This is a genomic window from Paraburkholderia sp. SIMBA_053 (assembly GCF_046534895.1).
GTDB lineage: Bacteria > Pseudomonadota > Gammaproteobacteria > Burkholderiales > Burkholderiaceae > Paraburkholderia > Paraburkholderia caledonica.
The window spans coordinates 489,855-503,267 of the sequence record NZ_JAWRXU010000001.1; the positions used below are offsets into that span (position 1 = coordinate 489,855).

Annotated in this window: 9 protein-coding genes; 3 read left to right on the plus strand and 6 right to left on the minus strand. The window is 62.0% G+C overall.

Translation table 11 applies throughout. From position 1 onward, the window contains the following. Positions 1-3: 3 nt before the first annotated feature. A complete protein-coding gene (locus SB753_RS02250; protein WP_410798765.1) occupies positions 4-3,627 on the minus strand; it encodes a response regulator in 3,624 nt (1,207 codons plus the stop codon). A gap of 392 nt (positions 3,628-4,019) precedes the next feature. Here SB753_RS02250 and treF point away from each other — a divergent pair, with 392 nt between their 5' ends. Then, positions 4,020-5,768 (plus strand): alpha,alpha-trehalase TreF, encoded by a 1,749-nt coding sequence (gene treF / locus SB753_RS02255; protein ID WP_410799601.1) that lies wholly within the window; start codon positions 4,020-4,022, stop codon positions 5,766-5,768. Positions 5,769-5,805: 37 nt separating this feature from the next. Here treF and SB753_RS02260 read toward each other — a convergent pair whose 3' ends face one another. The 3 genes from SB753_RS02260 to SB753_RS02270 form a co-directional block, all read right to left on the minus strand. Next, complete coding sequence (locus tag SB753_RS02260; protein ID WP_087754865.1) at positions 5,806-6,702, minus strand: MipA/OmpV family protein; 897 nt, start codon at positions 6,700-6,702, stop codon at positions 5,806-5,808. A gap of 435 nt (positions 6,703-7,137) precedes the next feature. After that, positions 7,138-7,881 carry a peptide-methionine (S)-S-oxide reductase MsrA gene (gene msrA / locus SB753_RS02265; protein ID WP_204521529.1) on the minus strand — a complete coding sequence of 248 codons (744 nt, stop codon included), beginning with the start codon at positions 7,879-7,881 and terminating at the stop codon, positions 7,138-7,140. 184 nt (positions 7,882-8,065) lie between these two features. Continuing rightward, the gene (locus tag SB753_RS02270) at positions 8,066-8,593 is read right to left on the minus strand and encodes an Lrp/AsnC family transcriptional regulator (protein ID WP_310066792.1); all 528 of its coding nucleotides are present in this window, start codon (positions 8,591-8,593) and stop codon (positions 8,066-8,068) included. Positions 8,594-8,753: 160 nt separating this feature from the next. On the opposite strand from SB753_RS02270, the gene SB753_RS02275 reads away from it, so the two are divergent. After that, the gene (locus tag SB753_RS02275; protein ID WP_131315729.1) at positions 8,754-9,770 is read left to right on the plus strand and encodes a 1-aminocyclopropane-1-carboxylate deaminase; all 1,017 of its coding nucleotides are present in this window, start codon (positions 8,754-8,756) and stop codon (positions 9,768-9,770) included. A gap of 61 nt (positions 9,771-9,831) precedes the next feature. On the opposite strand, the gene SB753_RS02280 is transcribed toward SB753_RS02275, so the two are convergent. Next, a complete protein-coding gene (locus tag SB753_RS02280; RefSeq protein ID WP_088173999.1) occupies positions 9,832-10,722 on the minus strand; it encodes a LysR family transcriptional regulator in 891 nt (296 codons plus the stop codon). Between the two features lie 179 nt (positions 10,723-10,901). On the opposite strand from SB753_RS02280, the gene SB753_RS02285 reads away from it, so the two are divergent. Beyond that, complete coding sequence (locus SB753_RS02285) at positions 10,902-11,627, plus strand: pirin family protein (protein ID WP_410798767.1); 726 nt, start codon at positions 10,902-10,904, stop codon at positions 11,625-11,627. A 185-nt stretch (positions 11,628-11,812) separates the two neighbouring features. Here SB753_RS02285 and ahpF read toward each other — a convergent pair whose 3' ends face one another. After that, entirely contained in the window at positions 11,813-13,405 is a 1,593-nt protein-coding gene (gene ahpF, locus SB753_RS02290; RefSeq protein ID WP_020067921.1) for an alkyl hydroperoxide reductase subunit F, read from the minus strand. Between the last annotated feature and the right edge of the window lie 8 nt (positions 13,406-13,413).

Consider the following 13,413-nt stretch of genomic DNA (forward strand, 5'->3'; position numbering starts at 1 on the left):
CTGTTAGCGTTGGCGCAGCCAGACACGGCAGAGCGCAACGAGCTTGTCCACGTCGATCGGCTTGGACACGTAGTCGTCGGCGCCCGCTTCGAGACAACGCAGGCGATCGTTCGCCATCGCCTTTGCCGTCAACGCGATGATCGGCAAATGCGCAAAGCGCGGATTGCGCCGAATCTCGCCCATTGCGGTTAAACCGTCCATCTCCGGCATCATGATGTCCATCAGTATGAGATGCACTTCGGGGCCGTTTTCCAGCGCTTCGAGCGCTTCGCGGCCATTGCGCGCAATCTGCAACTTCGCACCGAGCGGCTCGATCACATGCGAGAGCGCGAAGATATTGCGCACGTCGTCTTCGGCAAGCAGGATCGTGCGGCCTTCGAAGGCGTTGTCGCGTTGCCGCACGGTGCGCAGCATGCGTTGCTGCTCCGGCGCGAGCGACGACTCCACGCTGTGCAGGAACAGCGTCACTTCGTCGAGCAGGCGTTCCGGCGACTTTGCGCCTTTGATAATGATGGATTTCGAATAGCGGCGCAGGCGGTGTTCGTCTTCATCGGAGAGCATGCGCCCCGTGTAGACGATCACCGGCAATGACGCATGCTCGGCGTTTCCGGCCAGGCGTTCCAGCAGATCGTAGCCGGTGCCGTCGGGCAGCGCGAGATCGGTGACCACGCAATCGAACGAGAAAGTTTCGATGTGTTCGAGCGCTTCGGCCAACGTGGCGACCGCCACGATCTCGGTGTTTTCACTTTGCAGCAACGCGCGGATGCTTTCGCGCATCGCTGCGTCGTCTTCGATCACCAGTACGCGTTTGAGGTGCTGCTGCAAGCGCGCTTCGAGCCGGCGGATCGCGGCTTCCATCGTGGAACGCGCCGTCGGCTTGAGCGTATAGCCGATTGCGCCGAGATGCAGCGCCTTATCCGCGTGGTCGGTGGCAGACACGATATGGATTGGAATATGACGCGTGAGCGGATCGTTCTTCAGCCATTCGAGCACGGTGAGCCCCGAACGATCCGGCAAGCCCACGTCGAGCAGCACCGCCGCAGGGCGCATGTCGCGCACGAGAGCGAGACCGCTCGCCGCGCTGCTCGCATGCACGAAGTCGAAGTCGAGTTCATGCACGAGATCGCGAAGGATTTCGGCGAACGCGAGGTCGTCTTCCACCGCGACGATCAGACGGCCCGCACGCGTGCGGTTGTTGCGGTCGTCGGCAATCGACGCCGCGGCCGAATCCGGCGCGCTCCCCGCGTCGCTAACATACGCCACGCTTGCTCCGTTGTGACGCGCTTCTGTCATTAATCCGTTGGCCGGAGTAATGACCGTCGACGCACCGCCGTTCCATGACGTGGCAGCAAGCAGCGGCTCGCCCCGCGTGTCACCGGCGGTCTCTGCGTTGCCTGCCGTCCGACCCTGCGCCGCGGCGGTTGCCGTAGCCGTACCCGCCGCGGCGGCTGTGTTCTCGCCGTCGGCCGCCAGCGCTGCGCGCGCGTCGAGCGGCAACCACAGCGTGAAGACGCTACCCTTGCCCACTTCGCTGACAACGGTGATCCGGCCGCCCATCAGTCGCGCAAATTCCCGCGAAATGGACAGGCCGAGTCCGCTGCCGCCGTACTGACGACTGGTGGATCCGTCAGCTTGCTGGAACGCTTCGAAAATCATCTCCAGCTTGTCGGCCGCGATGCCGATGCCGGAATCGCGCACATCGATACGCAGCATGTCGCCGTCCGCAGGCGCGACCGATAGCGCAACCTCGCCGCGCTGGGTGAACTTCATCGCGTTGGATAGCAGATTGCGCAATATCTGCGTGACACGCTGGCCGTCGCCGATGAACGTATCCGGCACACCCGGCGAGCGGTCGAACGCGAGGTTCAGGTGCTTTGCATCCGCCATCGGCTTGAACATTTCTTCGAGCGATTGCAGCGTTGCGTCGAGCGACACGGTTTCGAGTTCGACTGTCACCTGCCCCGCCTCGACCTTCGACAGATCGAGGATGTCGTTGATCAGCACCAGCAGGTCGCTATTGGATGCGTGGATGGTTTCCGCATAGCGCACCTGCTCCTCGGTCAGATTGCCGCTGCGGTTCTGTTGCAGCAACTTCGCGAGAATCAGCGAACTGTTCAGCGGCGTGCGCAACTCGTGCGACATGTTGGCGAGGAACTCGGATTTGTAGCGGCTCGATTGCTCGAGGCGCTCGGCGTTTGCCTCAAGGTCGTCCTGTGCGCGCAGCAGATCCGCTTTCTGCCGCTCGAGGCGCTGCGCATACTCCTCGAGTTGCACGTTCGTCTGTTCGAGCTCGGCCTGCTGCGCTTCAAGGCGCGTTTGCGATTCGAGCAGCGCGCGGCCGCGCTCTTCGAGCCCTTCATTCGAAACACGCAGTTCCTCCTGCTGAACCTGAAGCTCCTCGTTCAACTGCTGCGTTTCGATCAGCGCATCTTGCAGGCGCTCGCGATACAGCGCCGCTTCGATGAAATCGCCCATGCTGTCGCTGACGAATTCGATGAACTCTTCGTCGCGCGGCGCGAGTGCCCGGATAAAACCCAGTTCCACGACGCCGTTGACTTCGCCTTCGCTCCTGATCGGCATGATGATCAGGTTCTTCGGCGCAGCTTTGCCGGTTGCAGAAACGACTTGCACATAGTTTTCCGGCACGTCGCGCATCACGACCATACGGCGCGAGAGTGCGGCCTCGCCGACCAGCGTGTCGGCCTCGCTGAGATCGCGCCCGGTGGCCTGCTCGCTCTCGCGGCTGAAGCCGTAAGTCGCAATGCGGCGCAACGTGCCGTGCCGCTTGTCGCGCACATAAACGGCGCCGACGGCAGCCTCCATGTACTGCGCAAGGCAGTCGAGCATCGCACGGCCGACGAGTTGCGGCGTGGCCGCGCCAACCACTCGCTCGGCCAGCATGCGTTGACCGGAGCGCAGCCAGACCTGCTTTTCCAGCGCTTCCGTCTGTTCGGCTTGCTGGCGTATCGCTTTGTCGTAGATCCCCGCCAGGTTGAGCAGCTCGCGCCGGCCCATCCATGCAAGGAGACCGTTCACGCCGATGCTGAAGATCAGGAACACGCTGACCAGTATTCCGGTGACGCGGCGCGATGCCTCGCTGCGCTCCTGACGCAAGCGCAATTCGACTTCGAGAAAATCGTTGAACTCCTTTCGAGTCTCGTCGAATTCCATCTTGCCGCGCCCGCTCGCCACGGCACTCGTGACGTCCTGCATTCTGCGGCGCGCATCGATCATGCTTTCGGCGAAGCGAGTCCAGCGGTCCTGTATTGCCTGAATCTGCCTGAGCTTCTCGACTTGCGGCGGATTATCGGCAACGAGGCGCTGCAGGTCTTCCATTTGCGCCTTGAACTGCGGTCCGCCGTTTTCGTACTGCGCGAGAAAACTTTCGTTTCCGGTGATCAGAAAGCCGCGCATCGACGATTCGCGATCGACGGCGAGCCGCAACATTTCGTTGGCCTTGCCGACCACGCGCTCGGAATGCTCGGCCCAATTCGTGGTGGAAACCAGGTATCCGATGAGCCCGACGAACACGGCTATCGTGATCAGGCCGACAAAGAGAGGTAAGGCGATGTTGCGGCGGACGATGCCGCGAAAGTAACGTTCGTCGACAACCTGGGATGCGGTCATTTTTTCTATATTCAGCAAAACGGATCATTGCGATCCGGAATATTTTTCGGGTTTTCCGCGTGGTGTTTTCGGGTTCTTACACAGCCGCATAATCATACAGGACGGGCTTTGCATTTTGCGTGCGCCACCGCGCTCCGCCTTGCTGGACAAGGCCGAGCAGATACACGCAACTTTGCCGGGGCGCGCGCGGTCAATGATGCGAACCCTGTCCACCTCTTTGACCCATTCATGCTTCGACGTCCTTTCTCCTGCCGATGACAGTTCACGCTTTCGCCGCTGTTGCCCGTCACCATCTGCGTCGCGCGCTGGGCGCCCTGCAGGTCTCCTGGCCTGGCGCCTGGCTTGATACCACGCCTGGGGCCGCCCATGTCGCCGCGCTCGCCGCCGCGCTCATGTTGCATGCGTCGATCGCGGCTGCAGCCCCGGCTGCGGATGCAGCGCCGCGAGCAAGCGGCATCACGCGTGTCGCATTGCACGTCGAGCCCCCCGTGCAGGCGTCGCCGGTGGTGCCGGTGCCGCCCTCCGAGCAATACCCCGACCTCTATCGGGACGTGCAACTGGCTCACCTCTTTCCCGACAGCAAGACCTTCGCCGACATGGTGCCGCTCGCGCCGCCGGCACAGATTGCCGCGGCGTATGAAACCGCCAGGCAACAACCGGGTTTTAGCCTCGGCGATTTCGTGAAGCGCAATTTCACGCTGCCCGTTCGTATGTCGAAGAGCTACGTGTCCGATCCGAACGAGGACGTGGTGAGTCATATCGATACGCTGTGGAACGTGCTGCGCCGTGAGCCGGATGCCGCGGCGAGTCCGTGGTCCTCGCTGCTGCCGCTGCCCGATGCCTACATCGTGCCGGGCGACCGCTTCGACGAGATTTACTACTGGGACTCGTACTTCATCATGCTGGGTCTGGAAGCAAGCGGACACCATGCGTGGGTCGTCGACGAACTGAAGAACTTTGCGACGCTGATCAATCGCTATGGCCACATACCGAACGGCAATCGCACTTACTACCTGAGCCGCTCGCAACCGCCGTTCTTCGCGCAGATGGTGCGGCTCGTGGCCGAGAAAGACGGCGACGCCGTCTACGCGCAATACCTGCCGGAATTGCAACGCGAATACGCTTACTGGATGGACGGCAGCGAGGGGCTGCCCGCGGGTCACGCTAACCGGCATGTGGTGCGCCTCGCGGACGGCTCGCTCCTCAACCGCTATTGGGACGAACGCGCGGCGCCGCGCGACGAGTCGTATCGTGAAGACATTGCGACCTCGCAGCAAACGCCGCAACGCAACGCGGACGATCTGTGGCGCAACCTGCGCGCAGGCGGCGAAACGGGTTGGGATTTCAGCTCGCGCTGGTTTGCCGACGGCAAGACGCTTGCCACGGTCGATGTGACGTCGCTCGCGCCGATCGATCTGAATTGCCTGATCGTCGATCTCGAACGCGCACTCGCAAAGGCGTACCGCGTGCGGGGCGACGTCACGCATGCGGAGAACATGTCGCAGCGCGCCGCCACACGAGCCGACACGATTCGACGCGTGCTGTGGGACCCGCAATTGCAGGCATTCGGCGACTACGACTTCGTACATCGCACGCTCACGCACAGGCTTACCGCGGCCACTGTTTATCCGTTGTACACGGGGGTTGCGAGCCGTCAGCAGGCTAAGGCCGTGGCCGCGACGTTGCAGCGCGAGCTGCTGCGCCCCGGCGGCCTTGCAACCACCAGGGTCGCGACCGGTCAGCAATGGGACGCGCCGAATGGCTGGGCGCCGTTGCAATACCTCGCGGTGATCGGGCTGCGTCGTTATAGCGAACCGGCGCTCGCGCAAACCATCGCGACGCGCTGGATCAGAACCAACGTCTCGTACTATCAGCACACGGGTAAGCTCGTCGAAAAATACGATGTGGACGCAGCGTCGCCCGGCGTGTCCGCGGGCGGCGGCGAGTATCCGTTGCAGGACGGTTTCGGCTGGACAAACGGCGTGTTGCGCACATTGCTTGCGCTTTATCCGCAAGCCGCGGGCACTTCACGCCCGAGCGATATTCCAGCGGGTCCGGCGGGTGTATCGGCAGCGGCAGCGTCCGCCGCTGCCGCGTCCAAAAACACGCACCGGCTGCAGGGCACGCGCGTGAATCCGTAACCGTGACGGTTGCGCAACCGCCACGGTTGCGCTTCGCTCAGAACCGGTAGTTGATCGAGACGTCCGCAACGCCATTGGCCTTGCGGTGCGTGATCGGGCTATTCCCGGCACTGCCGACGAGTTGCTGGAACGCGCCGTCGGCGGTAGCAAACCAGTGCTTGTCGAACAGCCATACAGCACTAACGCCGAAGCCAACCGACTTGAAACCCGCACTCGCGTGGTACTGCGGGAAGTTGGAATGGGCGGCCTGGTTCTGGTTCACGCCGAACCAGCTGTTCATATAAGTGGAGTCCGCGAGCGTCACGTTGGGGCCGGCGAACCAGAAGAATTTCTTCGAACTGCCCGGCATCGGCATATACGCACCGAGATCGCCGATCCACCCGTTCGAGCCGCCGAAATAGCGGCGCACGGCTGCGCGCAGCACGAGCGGAAAGTCTCTCGATACAACGTATTCGCCCGAAAGCTTTAAACCCGGCGCCGGATTGATGTTGCCCAGACCGTTCAGTTCCTGCGGATCGTCGTGAGCGCGACGACCGAGGTCGTACACCACGGCGAGGCTTGCACGCCAGTTCTCGCCTTGTGCGAAGTTCGCCCCGAAACCTTCGCCGCTCGACAGGAAGAACAGGTCTTTATAGCGGACGTCGATGCTGGGACCCGCCATCAGGTGATACCGCTCCGAGCCTTCGTAGCGCGGCTGGAAAGACGTAGCGGCGCCAACGCGCACCTGCCAGTCAGGAATGTTCGGCTGCCACATCTTTTGCAGCGGAATACCGACCGAGTATTGCCACTCGCCCAACGGCGAAGGCGTCTGCGCAGACGCAACCCCCGGTAGCGCGGCAAAGCCGCCAATAGTCATGGCCACCATGGAAGTAGCCGCGATGCCTGTTTGTTTATTGCGGACCTTGCCGATCCGCTTTCTACGGCTGTTCAACACCAATGCCTCCAATCTCGCGTATCGCGAAGAGGGTTTATCTTTTCCGGCCCGGCTCACCCGCGCAGCACAAGAGCCTGGCCGACCGCCGCGTTGCTACGCGCAGCATGTAAGTTTTTCAGCAACCGACACGCATTGCACGGCAAAACGCGCACATTGAAGGTCTGCCGATGGGAGGAACAAGCTTCCTGCCCACGTATTCGTCATAACAGACCATGCGAAAGTTTTGCCGACGGACGAGCTAGTGCAAGATATGGGCCCAAGCGGTTGAAGCATGCCTCCATTGCCTTGCAGACGGTGCTTGGCGGGTCACGGTCGATGGCTGCCGGGCGCGGGCGGCGATCGTCCGTAGAAAGCCTTGTAATAAGAAAAGCGCCGCCTCAGGGGCGGCGCTCCTACACGCGCACAATAGGCACGACTTCAGCGAATCGAGCGTTTCTATTGCGCTGCCTGAACCAGCACTGGCGTGTCGCGATACAGATTGGGGAACATACGTTTCAGATTGGCCACCTTCGGCATGTCATATAGCGCGATGTACCCCGAGTTCGGATGCTGCGTCAGGTAGTTCTGGTGATAGAACTCCGCGGGGTAGAAGCCTTTGAACGGCTCCGCCTTCGTCACGATTGGCGCTGCGAATGCATGCGCCTTCTGGAGCTGCGCGATGTAGCCCTGTGCGACGCGCCGCTGCATATCGTTCAGCGGAAACACCGCCGAGCGATACTGCGTGCCGCTGTCGGGCCCCTGGCGATCGAGTTGCGTCGGGTCGTGAATGACCGAGAAATACACCTGCAGCAACTGGCCGTAGGTGACCTGAGTGGGGTCGAACGTGACCTGCACGGATTCCGCGTGCCCGGTCGCGCCGCCGCTCACCGTTTCATAGTTGGCGGTGTCGCGCTGGCCGCCCGAATAGCCTGACACGGCCTGCTTTACGCCCCGCACATGCTGGAATACGCCCTGCACGCCCCAGAAGCAGCCGCCCGCAAACACTGCGGTTTCTTCGTGAACCGTGGCCGCGGCGACCGGCTCATCGAGCGCGGGCGGTGCGATCGCCACCGCGCCCTCGGATGAAAACGCCATTCGTTGTGCAAGCAGCAGCGCGAGTGCACCGAAGCCAACGGAGAGTGAAAGTCTGGCCGCGCGCGAGCGGACGCTCTTGCGGTCGATATGTTTGTCCATGTTCATGATGTCCTGTCCTGATTCCGCCTTCGCAAAGGCACGCGGTTCACTCTTGCCGGCGCGGATTGCGTATGACCCGAGTGTCCACAGTGTTAGTCGCACATGCGGCGCGTTAATGACATGCACCCCGACAGCATGCACCCGGACAGCATGCGCCCGTTTGCGGCTTCGTGCCTGATGACCACTGGCGTCAGAGCGGGAACCGGGTGGTCGACAAAATCTCCTTGAGCACCATAAACGAGCGAATTTGCCGCACGCCCGGCAAATAAAGCAGCTGTTCCGCGTGAAGGCGGTTGAAGCTGTCGCTGTCGCGCGTGCGAATCGTCATGAAGTAATCGAATTCGCCGGTCACGACGTGGCACTCCATGCAACCGGCCACCTTCTGCGCCGCTTTCTCGAACTCGGCGAACGATTCGGGCGTTGAGCGATCGAGCACCACGCCGATGATGACGAGCATGCCGGCGCCCGCCGCCTTCGGGTCGATCAACGCGACAACGCCGCGAATCAATCCCGATTCCTTGAGCCGCTCGACTCGCCGCAAGCAAGCCGGCGCGCTCAGTTTCACCCTCGCAGCCAGCGCGACGTTCGAGATTGACGCGTCCGTTTGCAATTGACGCAGGATCGCCCGGTCGATGCGATCGAGCGATTGCAGCGGATCGGCTTCCGCAGTTGCCGTGGCGCGGGTTGCGGCAAGGCCGCGAACTTTAGTTTTGTTCATCTGCTTCCGTGCACAATTTCGATAGGCCTATCTCATTGTTACATTACCAAAATTTTGCTTGCGCGATTTTATTCGCAAGCTCATTTCCCGGCGTTTTTCCTACCATGTGTTGACCGCGGTTGCCACGCACCGCGCCGAACCAACCGACACCGGAGATACCATGAACTTGCAACGATTTCCCCGCTATCCGCTCACCTTCGGGCCAACACCCATCCAGCCGCTCAAGCGGCTGAGCGATCATCTGGGCGGCAAGGTGCATCTCTATGCCAAGCGCGAGGACTGCAACAGCGGCTTCGCGTTCGGCGGCAACAAGACGCGCAAGCTCGAATACCTGATTCCCGAAGCGCTCGCGCAAGGTTGCGATACGCTCGTGTCGATTGGCGGCATCCAGTCGAACCAGACGCGCCAGGTCGCGGCGGTTGCCGCGCATCTCGGCATGAAATGCGTGCTAGTGCAGGAAAACTGGGTCAACTATTCGGACGCCGTGTACGACCGCGTCGGCAACATTCAGATGTCGCGCATTCTGGGCGCGGACGTGCGCCTCGTGCCGGACGGCTTCGACATTGGCTTTCGCAAGAGCTGGGAAGACGCGCTCGAAAGCGTGCGCGCCGCCGGCGGCAAGCCATACGCGATTCCGGCAGGCTGCTCCGATCATCCGCTGGGCGGTCTCGGCTTTGTCGGTTTCGCCGAAGAAGTGCGCCAGCAGGAGGCGGAACTCGGCTTCAAGTTCGACTACATCGTGGTGTGCTCGGTGACGGGCAGCACGCAGGCAGGCATGGTGGTGGGTTTCGCCGCCGACGGCCGCGCAGATCGCGTGATCGGCATCGACGCGTCGGCGAAACCGACGCAGACCCGCGAGCAGATCACGCGAATCGCGAGCCGCACCGCAGAGAAAGTGGGCCTCGGACGAGATATCACGGCTGAGGACGTCGTGCTCGACGAACGCTTCGGCGGCCCCGAATACGGCCTGCCGAACGACGGCACGCTAGAGGCGATCCGCCTGTGCGCCCGCCTGGAAGGCGTGCTCACCGACCCGGTGTACGAAGGCAAGTCGATGCACGGAATGATCGACATGGTGCGCAACGGCGAATTTCCCGAGGGCTCGCGCGTGCTCTATGCGCATCTCGGCGGCGTGCCTGCTCTGAACGGCTATAGCTTTATCTTCCGCGACGGCTGATCGTCGCGAGACATGCAGCGGCCCGCGTCCGTTTTCGAACGGGGGCCGTTGCCGCCGGGCGCTACGCTGCAAGACGCTTTTTCAGATGTTTGTGCAGAAAGTCGACGAACGCACGAATGGTCAGCGAGCTTTGCCGATGCTGCGGGTAGACGGCATAGACACCCGTCGCGCTTGGCAAGAAGTCATCGAGCACGGTGACGAGCTGGCCGCTTCGCAGCGCGTCGGCGACAATAAAATCAGGAAGCCGAACTATTCCGAGGCCGGCTACCGCCGCATCGCGGATCAGGTCGCCATTGTTGGCGCGCAGCGGTCCGTGTACTTCGAAGCCCTTCAACGCGCCATCTACTGCAAAATCCCACGTCACCACGCCGCCGTGTCCGTACAGCAGACATGAATGGCGCGCGAGGTCGGCAGGCGTAGCGGGCGCGCCGCGACGGCGCAGATAGCCCGGGCTGCAACACGCGACGAGATTCACATCCACCAGTTTTTGCGCGATGAGCGTGGAGTCAGGCAGCACGCCGATTCGCACCGCCATGTCGAAGCCCTCGCCGACCACGTCGACGGTGCGGTCGCTCAGCTCCATGTCGAAGCGCACGTCGCCATGCTCGCGCAGGAAGTCGGCGACGAGCGGCGACAGATGCATCATGCCGAACGACATCGGCGCGCTCACCCTGAGCAGCCCACGCGGCCCGGCTCGCCGCAGCGACATGGCCTGCTCCGCTTCCTCCACCTCGCCCAGAATGCGTCTGGCGCGCTCGTAGAACTCCTGCCCCAGTTCTGTCACGGCCAGCTTGCGCGTGTTCCGGACGAGGAGCGGCACGCCGAGCGCTTCTTCGAGCGCCATGACCCGGCGGCTGACGAACTGCTTCGACAGCGACAGGCGCTTGGCGGCAGCAGTGAAGTTATGAGCGTCGACCGCAGCGACGAAGATCCGCATGTCATCGAGTTGCATTGTCATTGTCTACTGATATGAGACGGTGTTTCTGATTTTAGCCTGATTAAAGCCGTTCAAGTTGACCTAAACTGTCGTTCATGGATCACGGACAAGCAGTTGCCCGGATCGCCCGCAACGAAAGTTGCATGGACCCAGAACATGCGCGTCGCGCAACCTCTGGTCGACAGGAGAAAGAGATGCTTGAAATCAGACACGCCAATCAACGCGGCCGCGCGGAACACGGCTGGCTCAGCTCGCGTCATACGTTTTCGTTCGCGAACTATCACGATCCGAAGCAAAACGGCTTCTCCGATCTGCTCGTGATCAACGACGACCGTGTCGCGCCGGCTCAAGGCTTCGGCAAGCACCCGCATCGCGATATGGAAATTTTCTCGTACGTGCTGGAAGGCGCGCTCGAGCATAAGGACACCATGGGAACCGGCTCGGTGATCGTGCCCGGCGACGTCCAGTTGATGAGCGCAGGAACCGGCGTGGCGCACAGCGAATACAACCATTCGAAGAGCGAGCCGGTGCACTTCCTGCAGATCTGGATAGCGCCGGCGAAAAAGGGAACCGAGCCACGCTATCAGCAGCACCACTTCAGCGCGGACGACAAGCGCGGTGTGCTGCGCCTCGTTCTGTCGCCGGACGGCGCGAACGGTTCGCTGGTGTTGCAACAGAACGCACGCGTCTATGCCGGACTCTTCAACGGCGACGAAACGGCGCAGCTGCAACTGGCGAGCAACCGTTATGCATACGTCCATGTGGCGCGCGGCAGCGTCACTGTGAACGGCGTGGAACTCGGCGAGGGCGACGGCGCCCGTGTGCGCGGCGAAGAAGCACTGACCTTCACCCAAGGCCGCGACGCAGAAGTACTGGTGTTCGACCTGCGCGATAACGAAGTGTCGGACTTGTGGGGCTAAGCCGTTCGTCTTCACAGGCTTACGCTTGAGCAAGAGCCGCCCGGTTTCACAACCGGGCGGCTTTTTTTGCGCGTTGGCGCTGGCTGTCAGCGCAGTCTGGCGGGATGTCCAGTACACATCTGCGTCCACAAATAAAAACGGCGGCCCGCGGGCCGCCGTCTGTCATTACCAGCAAAGTCTTATCGTCAAACCGCAGCTTCCGCTTCGACTTCGCTAACGGTTTCCGTTTCTTCGCTGTTGCGGATCAGGTGATCGAACGCGGAGAGCGATGCTTTCGCGCCCTCGCCCACTGCAATCACAATCTGCTTGAACGGCACCGTGGTGACGTCGCCGGCCGCGAACACGCCCGGCACCGACGTCGCACCGCGTGCGTCGACGACAATCTCGCCGTGCTTCGACAACTCCACCGTGCCCTTCAGCCACTCGGTATTCGGCACCAGACCGATTTGCACGAATACGCCTTCCAGTTCGACGTTCTTCACTTCGCCAGAACGCAGGTCCTTGTAGACGAGACCGTTGACCTTCTTGCCGTCGCCGGTGATTTCGGTAGTCTGCGCCTGCGTGACGATGGTCACGTTTGCGAGGCTGCGCAACTTGCGCTGCAGCACTTCGTCGGCACGCAGCGTCGCGCCGAATTCGAACAGCGTGACTTCACGCACGATACCCGCGAGGTCGATTGCCGCTTCCACGCCCGAGTTGCCGCCGCCGATCACCGCGACACGCTTGCCCTTGAAGAGCGGACCGTCGCAGTGCGGGCAATACGCCACGCCGTGATTGCGGTACTCGCGCTCGCCCGGCACGTTGATTTCGCGCCAGCGGGCGCCCGTGGCGAGAATGATCGTTTTGGCCTTCAGCACCGCGCCGTTTGCGAGGCGCACTTCGTTGATGCGGCCGGGAATCAGCGCTTCGGCGCGCTGCACGTCCATGATGTCGACTTCATACGTTTTCACGTGCTGTTCGAGCGCCGTAGCGAACTTCGGCCCTTCGGTTTCCGTGACGGAGACGAAGTTCTCGATCGCCAGCGTGTCGAGTACCTGACCGCCGAAGCGTTCCGCGACGACGCCGGTCGCAATTCCCTTGCGCGCCGAATAAATCGCGGCAGCCGCGCCAGCAGGACCGCCGCCGACGATCAGCGTGTCGAACACCGGCTTATTTTCAAGTTCCTTCGCGGCACGTGCACCGGCGTTGGTATCGAGCTTTGCGAGAATTTCCTTCACGCCGCTACGACCCTGGCCGAACACTTCGCCATTGAGAAACATGGTCGGCACGGCCATGATCTGGCGTGCGTCGACTTCGTTCTGAAACAGCGCGCCGTCGATCGCCACGTGGCGAATGCGCGGGTTAATGAGCGCCATGACGTTCAGCGCCTGCACGACTTCCGGGCAGTTCTGGCACGACAGCGAGAAATACGTTTCGAACTGATAGTCGCCGTCGAGACTGCGGATCTGTTCGATCACCGCATCGTCGAGTTTGACCGGATGGCCGCCGACCTGCAGCAATGCGAGGACGAGCGACGTGAATTCATGCCCCATCGGAATGCCCGCGAAGCGGATGCCGATGTCCTTGCCGGGCTCGCCGATCGAAAACGACGGCTTGCGTTCGCTGTCGCCGCGACGTTCGATCACGGTGACACGTTCCGACAACGTCGCGATATCGTTCAGCAATGCCAGCAGCTCTTGCGATTTCGCGCTGTCGTCGAGCGAGGCGACGATCTCGATAGGCCTGCTAACCTTTTCGAGGTACGTTTTCAACTGAGTCTTGAGATTGGCATCAAGCATGGCTATTC